This is a genomic window from Coleofasciculus sp. G1-WW12-02 (assembly GCF_040219735.1).
Lineage (GTDB): Bacteria > Cyanobacteriota > Cyanobacteriia > Cyanobacteriales > Coleofasciculaceae > Coleofasciculus.
This window is the reverse complement of the sequence record NZ_JAVJRX010000019.1, coordinates 49,516-69,582: the sequence shown is the minus strand read 5'-3', so window position 1 is coordinate 69,582 and position 20,067 is coordinate 49,516. Positions and strand designations below refer to the sequence as shown.

At 46.4% G+C, this 20,067-nt stretch carries 17 protein-coding genes and 1 pseudogene; 10 read left to right on the top strand and 8 right to left on the bottom strand.

Annotation, left to right across the window (positions count from 1 at the left end; translation table 11 throughout):
- The first annotated feature begins 137 nt into the window (after positions 1–137).
- Together RID09_RS02885 and RID09_RS02880 are read left to right on the top strand one after the other, a co-directional pair.
- Complete coding sequence (locus RID09_RS02885; protein ID WP_446334445.1) at positions 138–512, top strand: nuclear transport factor 2 family protein; 375 nt, start codon at positions 138–140, stop codon at positions 510–512.
- Between the two features lie 187 nt (positions 513–699).
- Positions 700–1,381: pseudogene (locus tag RID09_RS02880) on the top strand (RNA-guided endonuclease InsQ/TnpB family protein).
- A 99-nt stretch (positions 1,382–1,480) separates the two neighbouring features.
- Here RID09_RS02880 and RID09_RS02875 read toward each other — a convergent pair.
- On the bottom strand, positions 1,481–1,615 hold the full coding sequence (locus RID09_RS02875; RefSeq protein ID WP_446334444.1) for a hypothetical protein: 135 nt from the start codon (positions 1,613–1,615) through the stop codon (positions 1,481–1,483).
- On the opposite strand from RID09_RS02875, the gene RID09_RS02870 reads away from it, so the two are divergent.
- Positions 1,614–2,258, top strand: coding sequence for a Uma2 family endonuclease (locus tag RID09_RS02870; RefSeq protein WP_446334443.1), 645 nt, complete (start codon positions 1,614–1,616; stop codon positions 2,256–2,258). The genes RID09_RS02875 and RID09_RS02870 overlap by 2 nt on opposite strands.
- A gap of 19 nt (positions 2,259–2,277) precedes the next feature.
- Here the strand turns inward: RID09_RS02870 and RID09_RS02865 are convergent, their stop codons facing one another.
- Positions 2,278–3,558 carry an ABC transporter substrate-binding protein gene (locus tag RID09_RS02865; protein ID WP_446334442.1) on the bottom strand — a complete coding sequence of 427 codons (1,281 nt, stop codon included), beginning with the start codon at positions 3,556–3,558 and terminating at the stop codon, positions 2,278–2,280.
- Between the two features lie 263 nt (positions 3,559–3,821).
- Entirely contained in the window at positions 3,822–4,466 is a 645-nt protein-coding gene (gene pdxH, locus RID09_RS02860) for a pyridoxamine 5'-phosphate oxidase (protein WP_446334441.1), read from the bottom strand.
- 208 nt (positions 4,467–4,674) lie between these two features.
- Here pdxH and RID09_RS02855 point away from each other — a divergent pair, with 208 nt between their 5' ends.
- The 3 genes from RID09_RS02855 (at position 4,675) to RID09_RS02845 (ending at position 7,473) form a co-directional block, all read left to right on the top strand.
- Positions 4,675–5,043, top strand: coding sequence for a lipopolysaccharide assembly protein LapA domain-containing protein (locus RID09_RS02855; RefSeq protein WP_446334440.1), 369 nt, complete (start codon positions 4,675–4,677; stop codon positions 5,041–5,043).
- Between the two features lie 88 nt (positions 5,044–5,131).
- Entirely contained in the window at positions 5,132–5,929 is a 798-nt protein-coding gene (locus RID09_RS02850; RefSeq protein WP_446334439.1) for a segregation/condensation protein A, read from the top strand.
- 380 nt (positions 5,930–6,309) lie between these two features.
- Positions 6,310–7,473, top strand: a complete 1,164-nt coding sequence (locus tag RID09_RS02845; RefSeq protein ID WP_446334438.1) for a sugar phosphate nucleotidyltransferase — start codon at positions 6,310–6,312, stop codon at positions 7,471–7,473.
- Between the two features lie 169 nt (positions 7,474–7,642).
- Here the strand turns inward: RID09_RS02845 and speA are convergent, their stop codons facing one another.
- Entirely contained in the window at positions 7,643–9,646 is a 2,004-nt protein-coding gene (speA, locus tag RID09_RS02840) for a biosynthetic arginine decarboxylase (RefSeq protein WP_446334449.1), read from the bottom strand.
- 310 nt (positions 9,647–9,956) lie between these two features.
- Between speA and RID09_RS02835 the strand changes: the two genes are divergently transcribed.
- Positions 9,957–10,661, top strand: coding sequence for a hypothetical protein (locus RID09_RS02835; protein ID WP_446334437.1), 705 nt, complete (start codon positions 9,957–9,959; stop codon positions 10,659–10,661).
- A gap of 107 nt (positions 10,662–10,768) precedes the next feature.
- Here RID09_RS02835 and aroH read toward each other — a convergent pair whose 3' ends face one another.
- On the bottom strand, positions 10,769–11,164 hold the full coding sequence (gene aroH / locus RID09_RS02830) for a chorismate mutase (protein ID WP_446334436.1): 396 nt from the start codon (positions 11,162–11,164) through the stop codon (positions 10,769–10,771).
- Positions 11,165–11,321: 157 nt separating this feature from the next.
- Positions 11,322–12,146 carry a signal peptide peptidase SppA gene (gene sppA / locus RID09_RS02825; protein ID WP_446334435.1) on the bottom strand — a complete coding sequence of 275 codons (825 nt, stop codon included), beginning with the start codon at positions 12,144–12,146 and terminating at the stop codon, positions 11,322–11,324.
- 337 nt (positions 12,147–12,483) lie between these two features.
- On the opposite strand from sppA, the gene RID09_RS02820 reads away from it, so the two are divergent.
- The 3 genes from RID09_RS02820 (at position 12,484) to RID09_RS02810 (ending at position 17,903) form a co-directional block, all read left to right on the top strand.
- Positions 12,484–13,584, top strand: a complete 1,101-nt coding sequence (locus RID09_RS02820; RefSeq protein ID WP_446334434.1) for a DMT family transporter — start codon at positions 12,484–12,486, stop codon at positions 13,582–13,584.
- Between the two features lie 380 nt (positions 13,585–13,964).
- Positions 13,965–15,287 (top strand): peptidoglycan-binding protein, encoded by a 1,323-nt coding sequence (locus tag RID09_RS02815; protein WP_446334433.1) that lies wholly within the window; start codon positions 13,965–13,967, stop codon positions 15,285–15,287.
- 750 nt (positions 15,288–16,037) lie between these two features.
- Positions 16,038–17,903: a choice-of-anchor Q domain-containing protein gene (locus RID09_RS02810; protein ID WP_446334432.1), complete on the top strand. Its 1,866-nt coding sequence runs from the start codon at positions 16,038–16,040 to the stop codon at positions 17,901–17,903.
- Positions 17,904–17,948: 45 nt separating this feature from the next.
- On the opposite strand, the gene RID09_RS02805 is transcribed toward RID09_RS02810, so the two are convergent.
- Together RID09_RS02805 and RID09_RS02800 are read right to left on the bottom strand one after the other, a co-directional pair.
- On the bottom strand, positions 17,949–19,136 hold the full coding sequence (locus tag RID09_RS02805; protein WP_446334431.1) for a TIGR03032 family protein: 1,188 nt from the start codon (positions 19,134–19,136) through the stop codon (positions 17,949–17,951).
- Between the two features lie 131 nt (positions 19,137–19,267).
- Positions 19,268–19,900, bottom strand: a complete 633-nt coding sequence (locus tag RID09_RS02800) for a hypothetical protein (RefSeq protein ID WP_446334430.1) — start codon at positions 19,898–19,900, stop codon at positions 19,268–19,270.
- Between the last annotated feature and the right edge of the window lie 167 nt (positions 19,901–20,067).

Here is a 20,067-nt window from a genome sequence, read left to right as displayed (position 1 = left end):
CCTTACCCCAGAAATGGGAGACAATAGGAGGGGCAACCATACCCCTCCACCCCGAAAGGGGGTATGCTTCTTAAACCGCTACCGCGCGTTCCTCTCCGGTCTGAAGACACGGAGTTTCCCGCAACGGAAGAGTTTTTATGAAAACGGATAAAACGACAGAGGAAACGAAAAAGGTGTGGAAACACCACATTGAAGCATGGGATGCAGGCGATCTAGATGAGATTATGGCTGACTATGGCGAAGACTCCATATTGATTTTGAACAATACAGTGTACAAGGGGATTGAAGCAGTACGTGGTGTTTTTGGGCGTCTTTTTCAGATATTTAGCAATGGTGAAAACATAATTGATCCTGAAGTGATTGAAGGAGAAGTGATCTACATTACTTGGCACTTTACGCCGACAAATGATGACACTTACTTTGGAACGGACAGCTTTGTTGTCCACAAAAGCATGATTAAATACCAAACCATTGCGTCTCTACTGTATGAAAAATACCCCATAGGTTCTTGATGGAAAAAGGTTGACAGTCGGTTGCCTAGCTGTTTGTTCGTGTCTCATTTTTTTCAATGGTTAATGATTAAAGCCTGATTTACAGGTAATTTCTAGATATTTCTGGAAAATGTCTCAGGGTTATTTTTTCGGAAAACAAAAACTTATGGCTGTATGATAAAAGTATCACATTGAATGGGTCGGATCAATGTTGCTAGGATTCAAGACAGAACTAAGACTGAACAATAAGCAAAGGACGCTGTTAGCTAAACACGCTGGCACAGCCCGTCATGCTTGGAATTGGGGACTGGGTTTAACCAAACAGATACTCTTACACAACCGGAATACTCCAGAGGACAAGATAAAATTCCCTACTGGTATTGACCTACATAAATGGTTGGTAGCGCTGGTTAAACCCGCTTATCCCTGGTACTACGAGGTAAGCAAATGCGCTCCCCAATATGCGCTCAGACAATTAGCTGAGGCTTGGAAACGGGCATTTAAGAAAACAAGCAAGCCCCCACGGTTTAAGAAAAAAGGACGGGGCGATAGCTTCACCCTGGATGGGGCAATCAAAGTCGAACACAACAGGATTAGAGTCCCGGTCATCGGTACTTTCTGGCATGATGGCTAATCATAAGTTAGCCAAAGCCATTCAAGATATGGGCTTTCATGAGTTCAAATGCCAATTAGAGTACAAGTGCCAATTGTATGGGTCAACCTTAGTTGTAGTTGAGAGATGGTATCCCTCAACCAAAACCTGTTCCCAATGCCACACCGTAAAAGATTCAATGCCCCTATCTGAGAGGGTTTTCCGGTGTGACAACTGCTCTTTTGAAATCGATCGCGATTTGAACGCATCGCTCAATTTGGAGATAGCCGCCAGTTAGGTGGTGATAGCCTGTGGACTGGATGAGTGCCGACACCGCCAGAATGAAGCAGGAAGTAAACGGCAGAATTTACCGGATATTGGTAGGTATGTGTAAGTTTTACGTAACGGAGCATCCCACGCCCCGAAAAAAGCGAAGAGCGATCGCGCCACCCGATGTACCGTAGGCGGCAATAGGCAAGGGGAAGCGGCAAATCCCCAACCCGCGATCGCGAACTCTACCGGAGAAAACCATGCAAGTCCAACTTAAGCAAATAATCCTTCCCCCCGGTCAACAACTTCTGATGACCGATGTCAGTTGGCAAATGTACGAACAACTGCTAGAGGAGTTCGGTGAACAACGGGGTTCGCGGATTAACTATAGTCAAGGACTCTTGGAAATTATGGTGCCTTTACCCGAACATGAAGATGATAAAGTAATGATTGCCGACTTTGTCAAGGTACTCCTAGAAGAACTAGACATAGAATTTAGAAGTTTGGGTTCAACAACCTTTAAAAGTGAAACCATGCAACAAGGGATAGAAGCAGATGATAGCTTCTATATTGAAAACGAAGCAGCAGTTCGTGGGAAAAAACGCATTGATTTAAGCGTAGATCCGCCGCCCGATTTAGCCCTGGAAATTGATCTTACCTCCCGCACTCGATTTAATAACTACGAAGCATTAGGAGTAGGGGAACTGTGGCGGTTTAACGGGACGAAATTAGAAATAAACGTGCTGCAAGAAGGTGAATACATCCAGGTGAGCGAAAGTCCTCATTTTTCGGGATTTTATTTGGGTGAAGCACTCCCCCACTATTTAGAACGGAGTAAAATTGAGGGGCGAAATCAAACGATGAAAGTTTTTCGTGCTTGGGTAAGACAGCGAAAAGAAAACTAAATTAAACAGAAAAATTATATTATTGATCAGACCAACTTTCCTCAATCGTATTCAAAACACCATCCAAATCTTCTCCACCTACATAATCTACAATACCAGTCCAAAACGTACCCGTTCCCACTGCTCCTGGCATCATATCTGAACCGTCGAAGCGCACAACTTTTGCATTGGTTAAAATCTCAGCTTGCCGTTTCGTCACCTCATCCGGATAAGCATCTAAACTCACCTGTTGATGCGGAGAGAGATAACTACCCAAACTTGCCAAGATTTCATGAGGCTTTGATGTTGCTAAATACTCCATTAACTTTCGCGCCTCTGGAGTATCATTAAACATGGCAACGATTTCACCTGATACCAAAACCGGAGCATCAATGTCTTGATTAATCCTGGGAAATGGAAAAACATCAACATCCTTGCCCATTACGACATTATCCGGGAAAAATGCTGTAATAAAGCTACCCTGATGATGCATATAGCAACTGGGTGACTCTTCAAAAAGACCCTTCGGTGAGTCTCCAAATGGGGTACTCAGCACACCCGTTGTACCCCCAACAACATATTTAGGGTTAAGCGCAATTGTGCCAAATTTTTCAAAAGCTGTCTTAACGGTGGGATGATTGAAGGAAATTTCGCGAGTAATCCACTGATCATAAACCTCTGCGCCAGCCGTATGCAGCATGATATCTTCTACCCAGTCTGTCCCCACCCAACCTGTAGCACTACCATTCTCCATACCGATGCACCAAGGTACACCACCATCAGCGACAATCTTGTCAGACAATGCGATCATTTCATCCCAGGTTGTCGGGACTTCATACCCCTTAGCTGTAAACGCGGTTGGGTTATACCAAACTAAGCTTTTGACAAATGCCCTATACCAGATACCATAGATTTTGTTATCAACGCTAGCTAAATTCAGCCAATCCTGAGCATAAGCATTGGATAGCTGTGTCGTATCCATAAAGGAATCAATCGCCACCAGGTTTCCTTCTCGAGCAAAGTCAGCCATCAAGCCCGGTTGGGGAAACATGGCAATATCCGGCGCATTACCTGAATCAACCCGCACGGGTAATAGAGTGGCGAACTCATTTGTGCCTTCGTAAATCACCTTAATTCCTGTTGCTTCAGTAAAAGGCGCTAGGGCTTTCTTGAGTTCCTCCTCACCCTTACCGGTAACGACTCCCATAATCGTTACTGTGTCGCTTTGAGCAGACTTATTTTGAGCCGGAGTACAAGCGGCTAAAAGTATTGGTAAGCTCAATAGTAAAGTCAGCGTTTGACCAACTTTTGCTCTCAACATTTCTATTTTCTACCCAAGGGGAATAAACTTAATCCACTGATGCACCCCACTGGTTAATTTTTAATAATTAGTTTTCGGCTTGATGTTGCAAAAATCAACATCAAGCTTTGGCATCATAGCCCTTCTAAGATAACCTTGATTGTGGCGATCGGCAATAATTTGTAAATTATAAACTTTTAATAATTAATTTAAAAAAAATTAACAATTCAGCCAATGACGTAGCTGGCTTCTTGCGTCGTGAGTATGACATAAGACAAATAATTCTAAGGAGATAGGCGTTGTATCAGCCAGTTGCTATCTTCTGTGCGTTGATAGAGCAACCGATCATGTAACCGACTCGGACGCCCCTGCCAAAACTCAATGGTGACAGGAATTAATCGGAATCCTCCCCAGTGAGGTGGACGCGGCACTGTTTTATGCTCATACTCTTTTTTAAGCTGTTGTAATCGTTGCTCAAGTACCTCGCGGCTGTCAATCACCCGACTTTGCTCAGATGCCCAAGCACCCAGTTGAGAGTCTTGGGGACGGCTGTGAAAATAAGTGTCTGACTCCTGAGCCGACACCTTTTCAATCTGTCCCTCAATCCGCACTTGTCGTTCTAGCTGAGTCCACCAAAACGCGATCGCGCCCCAAGGATTTGCCAATAACTGTTTTCCCTTGTGACTTTGGTAGTTGGTATAGAAAACAAATCCCCGCTCATCGTAGTCTTTAAGCAGTACCATTCGCGCCGACGGTTTACCATCGGGTGTTGCTGTTGCCAGAGTCATTGCATTGGGTTCTGGTAACTTTGCCGCTACCGCTTGGTCAAACCATAAGGTAAATTGCCCAAATGGATTGGGATAAGCATCTGTTTTACTTAACCCCTGTAGGGTGTACTCTTTCCGCAAATCGGCGATGCTTTTACTCATATCATTTTGCCTTGGACGTTATTTCTCGGTCTGGACTTAGGAGGTAAAGAGAACACTCAATCCAGGCACAATACTCATTTGCCGTTTGTCCGGCAATCCCCACGCTACTAACGTGGAGCGTGGGGTTGTTGAATTTTTGCTCTAGACAAAAGGTTTTAGCGTCTCTTGCTAAAATTGTCAAGACACTGTTTGCTGGAGGACTCAACTGATGCGACAACTAAATTTTCTGCTCATATTTGCTGTGTGTTTAGCGTTAGTTTTATTTAGCTTGCAAAACACCCAGCCTACGTCGATTCAAATTATTGAAGGTATTGATGTTGAGGCTCCTCTAGCCCTAGAACTGATTATAGCCATGGGACTAGGTTCTGTGTTGGCATGGCTTTTTAGTGTCTGGACGCAGCTACAGCGACAGCTAGAGTCCTGGAAAGCCGTTCGTCAGATCCGGGCGAAAGAGGAACGCATTGAAGCATTAGAGCAAGACATGGAACGCTACAAGGCAGAAATCGAAGAACATCAGTTACCCGCACTATCGGCATCTGAACCTGTAACTGAAGGTACCATTGTTGAACAAGGGTGAATTATGGGGAAGTGCTTTGAGTTTTGAGTTAACTTCCTCATCTCCCCCATCTCCCCCATATCCCTTGTTCCTACCTGAAAGATTGGTAATGAGACAAACACCTGCTACCGAAGCGATCGCGCTATTAATTGACCTAGCCCAACGGGGAGAAATCGATCCCTGGGATGTTCAGGTGATTGAAGTGATTGATCGCTATTTGAGTAGTATCCCTTGGGGAGATGATGCCTTGAGTCCCCGTGAGACAGATTTGTCCCAATCCGGACAAGCTTTTTTATGGGCGTCAATGCTTGTCTTACTCAAAGCAGACACGCTACAACGTTTAGAGGAACCCGAAGAACCCGAACAAAGCGATACCGAAGCGGAAATCGAACCCACGAGTGAACCGCGCTTACCCTTGTATTTAGAACGCCATATCCGTCGTCGCACGGCTGCGCCACCGCCCAAAAAACGCCCCGTCACCCTGAGCGAGTTGATCGAACAATTGCAGCAAATGGCAGATCAACTTGAAGCCACCCCAATACCCATCCGCTCAACCCGCCGACAATCTCTCTCACGAGGACAAACGGCACAAGCTATCGCCCATCTAGCTCATGATGAAAATCTCACCGATATTGCTAAACGCTTAGAACAGTTCATTTCCAGTCATTGGCACGAAATAGCCGCCGGAAAAGATTGGCTGAATCTAGAGCAATTGCTAGAGTGGTGGACGGTATCACCAACAGTATCGACAAACGGCAATCGCCGAAGGGCTGTTGATACCACTGAACCTCTAGTCAGCGATAGAGTCGGTGTGTTTTGGGCGCTGCTCCTGTTATCGGCTCAGTCTAAGGTGGAATTATCTCAAGAGGAGTTCTACCAAGACCTAAAAATCCGGACGCTGGGGTAAATCAATCAGGGGTGTTATCTGGGATTACGATTGGCAGCTTCATCGACTGCTCAACACTTGACAGAATGCACCAATACCAGTTCCATGAACCGCATCTTGCCATTTTGCTTCCTAGCTTTTGGCAAGAGCCTTCAGATACTCATGTATACGGTATGTAGTCTCCTACATACCCACAAAGGTAAGTGGTGCATATTGATTGGGTATCGGTAGTCACTCAAACTTTTGTGAATCTACCCCTTTGTCACCTGATCTCTGTCATTTTTCCCGGTATATAGGATGAGTCTTGACGACGGTTAAACGTCCTTGGAGGGCAACCACTGAGCATCAGACTCAATTGACTAACTTGCAAATTTGTGGCGTAGCTTGAGGAAGATAATATTATGAAAGCCATGATTCTGGCAGCCGGTAAGGGGACTCGGGTTCGCCCCATTACCTATACCATTCCCAAACCATTGATTCCCATCTTGCAAAAACCTGTAATGGAGTTTTTACTGGAACTTCTAAGACAGCATGGTTTTGACCAAGTTGTGGTTAACGTCTCTCACTTAGCCCACGAAATTGAAGGCTACTTCCGAGACGGTCAACGATTTGGTGTCGAAATTACCTATTCATTTGAAGGTCGAATTATCGATGGTCAATTGGTGGGGGAAGCCATGGGTTCTGCGGGTGGCATGCGTAAAATCCAAGACTTTTATCCCTTTTTTGACGACACCTTTGTTGTCCTTTGTGGGGATGCTCTGATTGATCTCGACTTGTCTGCTGCTGTCAAGTGGCATAAAGAAAAAGGTTCTGTGGCTACAATTGTGACCAAACCTGTGCCGCGAGAGCGAGTCTCTAGCTACGGTGTGGTGGTAACTGACGAAAGCGGTCGGATTAAAACTTTCCAGGAAAAACCCTCGGTAGAAGAAGCTCTCAGCACCAATATCAATACGGGCATTTATATTTTTGAACCCGAAGTCTTAGATTATATTCCATCTGGTCAGGAATATGACATCGGTGGCGATTTATTTCCCAAATTAGTGGAGATGGATGCGCCCTTTTATGCCGTATCTATGGATTTTCAGTGGGTGGATATTGGGAAAGTCCCCGACTATTGGCATGCGGTTCGGGGTGTTTTGAGGGGAGACATCAAAAATGTCTCGATTCCCGGCAAGGAAGTGGCTCCCGGTGTTTACACGGGATTAAACGTGGCGGTTAATTGGGACAAAGTGGATGTCACCGGACCGGTTTATATTGGCGGCATGACCCATATTGAAGATGGTGCTAAAATTATTGGTCCATCGATGATTGGTCCGAATTGCTGGATTTGTAAAGGGGCAACTGTTGATAACAGCGTGATCTTTGAATATTCCCGCTTAGGGGCAGGAGTTCGCTTGGTCGATAAGCTAGTCTTTGGACGCTACTGCGTTGATAAGACCGGTGCGACTATCGACGTGCAAGCTGCTGCCCTCGATTGGTTGATTACAGATACCCGCCGTACACCACCATCCCAAGAACCCGAAGAACAGCAAGCTATAGCTGAACTTTTGGGTAACGGTGGTTAGTCGGCAATCTCGCTTGTTGCTCACCCAACCATTCATGTTACTGGTCGGGTTAACTACTGCACGCCTACCCACAGGATCAGGTGTTGGTTTTCCCAAACCTGTGGGTGGGCAATTTGCACGATGTAGCTGGCTGGGAGAGAAGCAAGTACTTTCAACCATCAACACCTAACTAAGAAGAAAGATACGTATAACTATTGAGACTCTTCTGGTAGTTTTGCAGCAACCATTGGGATTCTGCCAAGGTAATTCTATTGTCTCGTAGAGCTTGTTCGGTGCGGCGACGAATGCTTTCAACTAAGTCCTCGGCGTCGTACTGAACGTAACTCAATACTTCCGTTACCGTATCTCCCTTAACCAGATGCTCAATTTCATAGCCTCTGGGTGTTAGCCGAATATGAACAGTATTGGTGTTGCCAAACAGGTTGTGTAGATTGCCCATAATTTCTTGGTAAGCTCCGACTAAAAACAACCCTAAGTAATAAGGTTCTCGGATTTTATGATCAGATGTTGTTCCCGTCTCTTCTAGAAAGGCGGGTTGAGTTAAGCCATTGGTTGTTTCAACAACATTATCGGTAGAACCCCCGCCGACATCCTGGTTGTCCTGTACCCTGGCTTTCCTTAACGGATGCAGTTCCAGCACGGATTTAACATCTCGCAGGTCGATAAACTGGTTAATTTTGCCGTCACTGTCACAGGTCAAATCGGCTAAGATACCCCGGCGGGTTGGCTCCTCATCTAGCCGATGAATGGGCATAATCGGAAAGAGCTGGTTCATTGCCCAGGAATCGGGAACCGATTGAAAGACCGATAAGTTAACGTAATAAATTGACGCCATCGTTTTTTCTAAGTCTTCGAGATCGTCAGGTACATAGTCCTGCGTCCTGACAATGTTTAGAATCTTCTCAAAGCATGCCCAGTACAATTGTTCTGCTCTAGCCCGTTGAGTGAGGCTAAGATAACCGAGATTAAAGAGGCTTTTGGCTTCTTCATTGAATTGAATGGCGTCGTGGTAGGCTTCTTGGTAATTTTCCAGACTAATAATACGATAAGTTTCCCAGAGGTTACGGATAATCAGATGTTCCTTATCGTGAGCTGGGTTGGGTTCTCCGGAGAGAACATCGCTGGTATTGAGGACATCAAAGATGAGTACCGATTGATGAGAGGCGATCGCGCGACCACTTTCACTAATTAATACAGGAGCGGGCATCTGGCGGGCTTCACAGGCTTCCTTAACCTCGGCAACGATATCGTTGGCATAATTCTGCATGTTGTAGTTTTTTGAGGCGTAGAAGTTGGTTTTAGAGCCGTCGTAGTCAATGGCTAAACCACCACCTACATCGAGATAATTCATATCAGCGCCCAAGGAACGCAACTCGACATAGATTTGACTGGCTTCTCGAATTGCATCTTTAATCACGCTAATGGCAGAGGTTTGAGAACCAATATGAAAGTGCAATAACTGCAAGGTGTGGAGTACTGCAGCATCCCGGAGTTGGTTCACGCAGGTTAGGATCTCCGGAAGCGTCAGACCAAACTTGGCGCGATCGCCTGTGGATTCTCCCCAACGACCCGTCCCTTTTGTACTCAGTTTGGCTCGCACGCCAACTATCGGCTCAATACCTAGTTTTGCCGAAATGTCAATAATAAGCTGGACTTCTTCGAGTTGCTCGATCACAATAATCGGTTTTTGTCCCAACCGCATCGATAGCAGCGCCGTTTCGATATATTCCCGGTCTTTGTGACCATTGCATATAAGCAGGGCGCCATCGGTTTTTAAGGTGGCTAGAGCAATCATCAGTTCAGGTTTAGAACCCGCTTCTAAGCCAAACTGATAGGGATGTCCAAACTGTACCAATTCTTCCACCAGATGTCGGTGCTGATTGCACTTAACCGGATAAACCCCCTGGTAACGACCCGGGTAGTTATAGCGAGCGATCGCCTTGGCAAAACAGGCATTTAACCGCTCAATGCGATCGGCAAGGATATCGGAAAAGCGAATTAATAACGGGAGTTCCAGATTACGTCCTTTGAGCGCTTCAACGAGTTCCCTCAAATCTAGGGAACCGCCGCGATCGCCTTTGGGGGAAACCGTTACATGACCGACGGCGTTAATCGAAAAATATGGCTCCCCCCATCCCTGAATCCGATAAAGTTTCTCACTATCCTCAATCATCCAACTTGGGCGTGATGATCTGCTATGAGGTAAGGAAGTGTGAGTGGAAATACCTTCCGGGTGATGCGGTTGCTGCTTTTGCTCGTGAATGCTAATTGTGGATGTTAGCTCTCCTGTCATAATCTTGGATCACCCTTTAAACTATGCCTTGCGATTGTTAATGCTAGCGCATTTGGGCAATGGCACTGAGAGGATTTTTGTCATGTTCTCCAAAAAACCATGTTAAAATTCCGTCAGCCATAGTGGTTTCTCTACTCTTAAGGCGCAAAGCGTCGCATTTTCAAGTTGATCCTGACTGTAAAGGGCGTCAATGCTCAATTCATCTGACCATTCTTCCGAACAGCGAAATTACCCACAGGTATTACAGCAGCTCTTTAACAGGCATCCCTTTGTCTTTTGGGGAACAATCTGGGGCTTTCTTGTCTTGATGGGCACCGTGGCGGCGGTTGGCTTAATCAATCCTGGGCGGATTGAGCCAGATAAGTCTGTACCGAAACCCGTGGTTTCAACTGTTTTGGAATCAACGGCAAAAAAAACGCCCCCATCGAACTCTGGGATAGTCTCCCCGACAGAGGACTCTCTACCCAAGGAGGGTTTACCCCTTTCGTTATTTTGGGGTCTAGCCTTTGGTTGTGCCACCGGTTCTTTGTTAGTCACACATGCTTTTAGACAATCCACTCAACGTCGCCAAGTTATCAAACCGTCTAAATCGACCCGGCACAAAAAACGGCGACGCTCAGTAAATCGCCGTCGAGTTCCCCAAAATCCCCAACCTGTTGTTCAGACACAGGCAATTCAGACGCAGGACTCTCCTCAGACACTTGCCCACGAGGAAACTGAAGTCACCGTCGTACCTGATCAACAAAAAAGTCCTCTGGATAACGAGGAACAGAGCCTTGCAGAAATGCTTGATTTACGCAAACGTGAGTCTCTGGCGTCGATTATGCGGCGCAGCTTGTCTACAAGTCGAGACATTTCCATTAGTCGAACGTCAAATTATTTAAATAACAAATAAATTCTGAATTATAAAGCCAGAATTTCCTGTTCCCTGATAGAGTTGGCTTTCCGAAGCGCGAGGATGACGCAGGACGAAGGACAAATGCGAATGACAACCTTCAACCTTTAACTGTGAGATGAGCTTAATTGAGCGAGACTCCAATCTGGTCTTAGGTTTTTCGCTTGACGCAGATAAGGGTGATAAATCTCAGTTTGGCTAACCAGGGTATTAATGTGAATTAAGCATCGGATACAGCGCTCCAAGCTTCCTTCTACATGCATTTGCTGAAGATCGAGTAATGCCACATTTTCCCAATGAGGACGTTCACGAGCGATCGCAGCGGGAAAGATGGCATCCAAATCTCGTGTCGTGGTAAAGATTACACTGATCATTTCCTCGTGGTCGATCTGATTGTGGCTTTCTATCTCATCTATGAGTTCCGTTACAGCATCTTGAATTGCTGCAACCGTATTTTCTGACACCGTTGTTGCTCCACGAATCGCTCGAACACGCCACTCCACTGCTGATATCCTCCTAAATTGTGATTGGAAAAGTTTTAAGTTTTGACGCTTCACGATCTTCAAGGGAATCAGGTTTTGAGTTAATTACCCCTACTCCCCTGCTCCCCTGCTTCTTTACTTCCCTACTTCCTTACTTCCCTGTTCCCCTGTAAGAGCGCTAGGGTCGATAGAGCCAAAGCGGCTGACCACCAGTAGACAGTTCAAATTCTAACCAATCTATCCCTGCCGATAATCCAGAGGTCATTCGACCCGTATTGCCAGGAATCAAACGGCTCCAGAGGCGTTTAGGTTCTTCAATCGTCTCACATTTCGTTTTATCCGGATCAAGACCCACCAGTTCGGCTGCCCAACGACGGGCATCTTCCTCGGTTCCTAAGCGATCAACAACCCCTAAATCAAGGGCTTGCTGACCTGTAAAAATTCGACCATCGGCAAAGCTTTTCACCGTTTCCACCGCCAGGTTTCGTGCTTCAGCAACGGTTTGCACGAACTGTTGATAACTCGTATCGATCATCTCTTGCAAAATTGTTTTTTCGGGCTCTGTGAGTTCACGATCAAACGCCAGAATATCCTTGTAAGGACCGGATTTAACGACTTTGAAGGAAACTCCAATCTTGTCTAAGAGACGTTCTAGATTATTGCCGCGCAGAATAACGCCAATGCTTCCTGTAATCGTACCGGGGTTGGTCACGATATGTTCAGCCCCCATACCGATGTAAACTCCCCCAGAGGCGGAGATATTCCCAAAACTGGCAATAATTTTCACCTTCTCCTGCAGGCGCATCAAGGCGCTGTAGATTTCCTGAGAGTCGCCAACGGTGCCGCCGGGACTGTCAATTCGCAAAAGTAAGGCAGGGAATTTCTTTTCTTCCACGGTTTTGAGCGCCTCTAGTACCCGTTGGCGAGTATTACCAGCAATCAAACCCGTGATTTCGATGCGAGCAATCTGTTTCCGCGATTTAGGCTTAAAGGGCCAGGGCATATCGTTATCAAAAGTTAGGGATGAGGGATGTAGACACGAAGCGGTGTCCCGCCAAGTTAAAGGGTTTAGTGTATCTCACCTTGGTGAGAACCGCTATATTACTTTACCAGTTTGCACGATCTAAGATTTTTTGTCCGAATCTGTCTCCTGTTATTTTAAGCACAGGTACACAGGCGCACAGATGTAGGGGGGCTAAGGACAAAGGACGAATGACCAGCGATCCATCACATTTTTGTATCATTTGCTTAACATAAAGTAAAAATTCAGTACAATCTATGTAAAGAATCATAAAAAATATCCGGGGTTTATCCCAAGCGTTGATAATAAATACAATCTCATGCAGCTAAAAATAACGAACCAATCCCCTTTCACCTCCTTACTGTTGATTGCGCCGTTTTTCCTGTGGGGGACGGCAATGGTAGCAATGAAAGGGGTCATTCCCCATACAACTCCTCTATTCATGGCAGGAGTGCGCTTAGTCCCCGCTGGAGTGCTTGTGCTGATCGCGGCTTCGATGATGGGGCGTCCTCAACCCAAAGGGTGGGCTGCTTGGTTATGGATTAGCTTGTTTGCGCTAATAGACGGTGCTTTATTTCAAGGATTTTTAGCCGAGGGCTTAGTGCGAACGGGGGCTGGCTTGGGTTCAGTGATGATTGATTCTCAGCCTTTAGCTGTAGCATTACTCTCAGGTTGGCTTTTTGGTGAGATTATTGGTCTGTGGGGTGGCTTAGGACTGGCAATTGGTATTGTGGGTATCAGTTTGATTGGTTTGCCAGATGCCTGGATTTTGAGCCTTGTGCATGGCAAGGTGGCAACTGTGGAATTGAGTTGGCAGCATCTTTTCCAAAGTGGGGAATGGCTGATGTTATTGGCATCCCTGTCGATGGCTTGTGGAACGGTGAGCATTAGCTATATCACTCGATATGCCGATCCCGTTGTGGCGACAGGTTGGCACATGATTTTAGGCGGATTACCCTTGTTTGCGCTTTCGGGGATGTGGGAATCTCAACAGTGGGTGAACATTGACTTGAGTGGCTGGATGGCACTGGCTTACTCGACCATATTTGGCAGTGCGATCGCGTATGGGTTATTCTTCTATTTTGCTTCTAAGGGGAATCTCACCAGTCTCAGTGCTTTGACGTTTCTGACTCCTGTCTTTGCCCTGCTATTTGGCAATCTGTTTTTAGGGGAAGTCTTGAGTTCCCTGCAATGGGTAGGCGTCAGTTTGACGTTAGTTAGTATCTATTTGATTAATCAGCGTCAGGAAATTGCTCAGGGATTGGCATCATTCCGCCAAGCCTGGAGTACCGCCAGTCAGACCGTTACCGCCGAATCCTTAACCCCTCGCGATCGCATCATCCGCAGCCTGAAAGCGATGGGGTTGATTCCTTTACCTCTGAAAGTCCAAGACTCTGAAGTTGAAGGATTGCCTCGGTAACCAATTTCAGTAGCTGGAAATGTTTTCAGTTGATACAGGAACAGTTTCAGGGGTAGGGGCGGGTTTTACCCTGAACGTTTGTTCTGAAGATAACCTACAACTTAACTAAACCCGCTTTTGGAGGATGGGGAAAGAAAATATTTTATTAAGTTTCTGTATTCTGAGATACAGTTTATGGAAAAATGCACTTTCCTTCAGCCGTTTGCGATCGCCTACATTTGATAAAGTGGGAGGAACAGGTGCAAACACTCTTGGCTCTTTTAAAATTGAATCATCTAGGTCGCCGTTTTAATTCAGGAGTAAGTATTTAAGCTATCTTGGAGTGAGACTGATAAGAGGCTGTCCCGACATGGCAAACCCTTCAGGTTCCTAATTTTCTTATGACTTGCCATCGCTCCCCTGTACTTCTAGCTGCCTATATGACCTGCGTGGGCGGGTTTATGGGCATTGGCTCTCTCCTAGGATTAGAGCCTGCGATCGCCCATCCATCGGTTAACCTATCCCCCCCCTTACTCCTCGCTCAGTCCCCCAGTCCTAAAGGCATTGAGGAATTACCCCTGCAAGTGGGGAGTCGAGGAGAAACGGTGCAAGCCTTGCAGACTCGTCTGAAAAAGCTAGGCTACTACGAGGGCGATACCGATGGTGTCTATGGAGACACCACCAGGCTGGCTGTTATTGAATTCCAAGAGTCAATCGATCTTGACGCAGATGGTGTTGTTGGTTTAAGCACATGGACTAAGCTGCAAGCCGCAGCGGCGGAAGTCCCTGATCCCGATAATTCTCCAGCGGCAGCAGAAAACGCTGAGGAAGATAACCAAAACGCTGACAAAGCTCAACCCAACAGCAATCGCCAACAACTCCTGTGGATAGTCGCAGGTGTTTGTGGAACCTTAGGAATATTTGGTGGAGGCTTATTCTTTTTACTCAAGGTATTGGATAATCCCAAAAAAGGTCAAGCCCCTGCAAAAGCAGAGGATTCTGTGCCCTCTTCCCCTCCAGAGGAACCGGAACTGCCTATGGTAATGTCGAGTAGCAATGGGCGAGAGTCATCCCCCGCCGAATCGGTTGACCTCCCCCCAACTCATCTATCTGAACCCTATAAAAATGGATACAATCCTTCAGGATTAAGCGTAACTGACTCCCACATCAGTGAATCACCATCCCATTTTGAACCCTCAACTAGCGCCCCACTGACTCAACCCAAGAATCGGCTGGCGAAAAAAAATGGGGTGAATCAATTAATTAAAGACTTACAAGATTCTGATCCAACCAAACGACGCAAAGCAATTTGGGAACTGGCACAACGGGGAGATTCCAGGGCGGTACAACCGTTGGTAAATCTGATGTTAGAGTCTGATTCTCAGCAGCGCAGCTTAATTATAGAGGCGCTATCCCAAATTGGTATGAAAACACTCAAACCTATGAATCGGGCGTTAGCGCTTTCCCTACAGGATGATAATCCCCAGGTGCGTAAAAACGCGATCCGAGATTTGACATTGATGTATGAATTAGTGGCACAAATGAGTCAGTTATTATCCTATGCCTTAGATGATCCGGAGGCTGATGTTCAGGAAACAGCGCGTTGGGCATTGAGTCAGCTAGAACGAATTCGTACACCTGCAACAGTGAATAGTTTACCCCCTTCCCCTAGTCCCCTCAGTTTTTCGGAAAACCAGCTAAAAGAACCGCCTATGTTTGAATAGGATTTTCGAGGAGCGATCGCGTCGGTATTAGAGCCTTTATCACCCCCTTCAAGGCGATTGAAATCGCTGCTACACAAACAAAGTCCGCCTGCGCGGACTGGGTGATAACGGGGGTAGTTAACCCGAATTTAGTATAAGTCAAAATGAATTAGAATTACGGAAAAGAAACCGTAGGGGCGCATGGCGTGCGCCCTATTCAATAGTAAAATCTACTCCACAATTTTAGCTGGGTCCACGCCAGTAGGTTGGGTTGAACGGAGTGAAACCCAACAGATTTTTATTGGGGTTCGTCTCTCGGCCAAAATTTCTAAGCAAGATCCCCGACAACTCCTACGAAGTCGGGGATCTGTCTGTGTACCTCACTTACACGCCATCGCGCTGTATGAAGCTTCTGTGAAGTAACGTCCTCACCTGACGCGGAACTCTCTGATAAGTTTTCTTGATGGTTAAAACGTATTTATGGTGTTTTCAGGCGATAAGATTTTGATAATAATTACTTAATCACAATCAAGCTATTTTGATATTAAATGTTATTTAACTTGTTTTCCCTCTATCAAAGCTTTAGCGCATTTATTAAGTTAATTTACATTGTAATAATTCTTTACGACTATAAGTATTTACAAAGTTAACTTTTTAAAGATTTCATGAAGACATTTCTTGGCTTGATCTTTTTGTCAGAATCAATAGTACGCTTACTGCGGAGGGAAACCGGATTATAAACTTTTTCAACAGGCTTTAAAGAATACGAAAATGGCTACTTTCACAGTTAACAATCTTTTTGACTCAGGGACAGGCAGCTTTCGTCAGGCAATCTTCAATGCCAATGCCCAATCAGGTTTGGATGAGATTATCTTTGACACAGGTGGTGTTCCGAGTACCATCACCCTCACCAGTGGAGCGCTTAATATTGCCGACTCGGTAAATATTCTCGGTCCCGGCGCTAATCTGCTGACGGTTAGCGGAAATAACAACTCTCGTATCTTTAACATCAATGATGGAGGCAGCGACATCCTTGATGTTCTCATCTCTGGTTTGACTCTGACTAATGGCAATGCTCAAGCCGCTGATTTTAACCCATTCTTAACTGTAGGTGGTGGAATTTTCAATGCTGATGAAAATCTAAGCCTTGTGGATGCTGTGATTACTAACAACACTGCATTCGGTATAGGCTTCTCCTACTACGGCTACACCTATTCTGGCGAAGGTCGGGGCGGTGGCATCTTTAACGACTCCGGTAATGTAACGATAACCAACAGCATCATCAGTGGCAACAAAGTATCCTCCGACAGCGCAGGCTACTACTACGGTGGCACAGGCAAAGGTGGCGGTATCTTTAACAACTCCGGCGAACTAACTATAGTCAACAGCACTATCAATGGTAACAGGGCAGAAGGTGGCTATGCCCCGAACGGCTGGTACGGTGGTGAAGGGAGTGGCGGTGGCATCTTTAACCAATCCGGCGACTTAACGATAGCCGACAGTACCATCAGTGGAAATACGGCAACAGGTGGCAATGGTGGTCCTAGCAACTACTACGGTTACGGTTACGCTGGCAACGGTAGCGGTGGCGGAATCTTAAACAGCTCCGGCAATCTAACAATCACTAACAGCACTATCCGTGGTAATAGTGCAGAGGGCGGCGACAGCCGTTTTCGCCCTGGCAGTGCATTCGGGGGCGGCATTTTGAATGGCTCCGGCAACCTGATAGTGGACAACAGTACCATTAGCGGCAATGTAGCATTCGGTGAGTCTAGCGACTACTATGGCGGCAGCGCCTACGGGGGCGGGATCTTGGATCGCTCCGGCAACCTGATCGTGAACAATAGTACCATCAACGGCAATAGCGCCTACGGGGGCGCGGCTTTCGGACGCGATGGTGGCAGTGCCGGAGGTGGCGGCATATTGGGTAGTGGAACAATAACCAACAGCACCATTAGTAAGAATACAGCACAAGGCGGCTCAAGCTTTTATAGCAGCGGTTCCGAGGGCTATGGCGGTGGTATATCGGGTCGAGTGACCCTGATCAACAGCACTATCAGCGGTAACACAGCACAAGGCGGTACAAGCTGTTTAAGCAGCCAGGGCAACGGCTACGGCGGCGGCATATTCGGTCGCGGGGAAGTGTTCAACAGCACCATCACTCGCAACGCAGCCAGCGGCGGCAGCAGCTACTGCTACTCTGGCAACGGCATTGGCTTAGGTAGCGGCATCTACAGAACAAATACCCTAACAATTACCAGTAGCATTGTTGCTGGCAACAGGAAGGGTGATGACATTTTTGGTGGCTTCACCTCCGGTGGTAACAACTTAATTGGCATTAACCCTGTGCTGGGTGGGTTAAAAAATAATGGCGGTCCTACCGAAACTCACGCTCTTCTCCCTGGTAGTCCTGCTATTGATGCAGGCAGTAACCCCCTCGGACTGCTCACTGACCAACGTGGTTCTGGCTTTAACCGGACTTCAGGCAGTCAAACTGACATTGGCGCGTTTGAGGTACAGCAACAGCAACCGCCATCAACTTCTGTTCCTGAACCTTCGTCAATGCTAGGTTTAATTGGGTTAGTGGTTATTGGAACTGGTTCACTGCTGAAGCGGAAACTGCAAGATAAATCGTGAAGCTTCTTTCATCATTATGTAAAGACGTTGCATGCAACGTCTCTACTAACTGTTGACATCAAATCCGCGCTTTTTCCGCTTAAACTTCCCCGATTTCTTCGGTATATCTGACCCCACCTGCGATTGAAAGGTACTAATTTCTCTTACCAACTGCTTTTGTCCATCAGGCACATCCACCAACGCTGCATCCGGCAAAACATAAGAAGTCGCAATTAGTTTTTCATCCCAGTCAATAATCTCAGGAAACCGAATACCGGGTAATACCTGAACCGCAAAAATTTCCTGCACCGCCTCTTCAAACTGCAAAAACGCCACAGTTTGCCCTGTCTCAATATTGACCACCCAAACCCCACAGATTCGTTCGGAGAGCCTTTCGGTCAAAGGAATACCACTAAATACTGCGGTTTCCCGTACTTGGGAAAGACCAATAAACGCCAAGGGACCCCAGAAATCTATACCCCGCGTAAAACCAGGAAGTTGAGTCACTGTCTCACATTTCCCAGACGCCAAATCAACGGTTGCTAGAGAACCATTCCCTGATTCCAATACCCAGAGACGATTTTGATACCAACGGGGTGAGTGAGGCATTGATAATCCTCGCACAATCACCTGATTTGTCTCTACATCCATCAATACGCCACCATAAGCCTTATTTTCTCGCCAGCCTCCTCTACTATCTGTTGTTCCTAATGCCGTGACGTACTTAGGGTAATTATTTACCATACCTAAACCATTAAGATGACAACGGTCTTCTGGTGATAAGGCGCTGATAAAATCAGGTCGCCAACGGGGGACAAAGCTGTGGTCAAAGTCAAGGGTACATAGACAAGAAAAACGGGTATTGATAAACCAGAGTTCTTGTTGTGCCCATGCCATTTCATGGATATCAATATCCCCAGTAATGTGAGAATTACGGGGAAGATAGCAAGCGTCGTGTTTACCGATAGGTTCCAACTTTTGAGCAACGGCTGGCACATTGCGGAGTTCACAAACTTGGTTGGCTGTACCAATGGCGATTCTACCTCGATCCGCTGCTAAACCCATGGGTTTTTGGAAGACGCGGAAGTGAGTATTGATATGTTCTCCATCAGCACGGAGGACGATTAACTTACCCGCTTGGTAAGTGGAAACAACTAACGAAATCCCCAGTTGGGTGAGGATTTGGGGAAAGTTCGTGGTATGGACACTCCGCATGGGGTCGTCCTTGGGTTGGTGCTGAGGAAAGTTCGTCATCTGAAGATATGAAGCCAGTCAGAACAGATATATTTTCCCACTTAAGCCTCTACCACCGATCGCGATTTAATGTAAGTTGAGGGGTAAGGTGCGATGATGGCGGCAAAGTGCGATCGCTATTGCTCTAATCGTTAAATCAATGGACATTTCTTTCCTTTGTGGACATAAGTATAACCGTCAGCTTTCCAGATTGGCTCGAAATACTTCCAGTTGATGCTTTGCAGTTTCCCTTTTGCTGTAGTCAAGTCAAAGACTCGACCAGCTCTCACTGTCACTCGCCCAATGTGCGTTCCTTGATTTTTCCCGGTGGGGACAATGGCGCGGACAATATCGCCTGTCTTAAATCCATGAAACTCTTTGGTGCTTTTTCTCACGCTATGACTGCCATCTTTTTTTCGGCGTGGGAAGCCAAATTTATTGATTTGTGCCATTTGCCTCCTCCCATGTCCCGTTGCCTTGATTACCAAGGGATTAATATTTCGAGTTATTAAATTCTCTGGGGTTGATTGTCCTACGCTTGCAGCATCGAGCCAATGGGTTTTCGGTAAACCTAAGCGGGTGCGGTTGAACTTTGTCATTCCACCTGTCCCCGTTTCAACTGGTAAACCCGTAGCTGCTAGCTGATGATACAACGCCCATCGAGTCGAGTTGACGGCAGCCGCGTCCTTAAGAGGACATTTGGCTATTGCTTTTATCCTCTGTAAAATATCCGGTTTTTTCTGCAGAAATTGTTCAATCGGTCGGCATCCGTAGCAGTCTCTCAAGCCTCACTTTACCCGATCTCAGACTTCTATTAGACAATAGTTTTAACGTCAATCCGCCCCGACAATGGGTACTATGCCAAAACTGATCGCCAAAAATCTCTATCGTCGTCACCTTGACAAACTGACTCTTTTACCCTGTGATTAATGATATCCGTTCTAGAACAGCT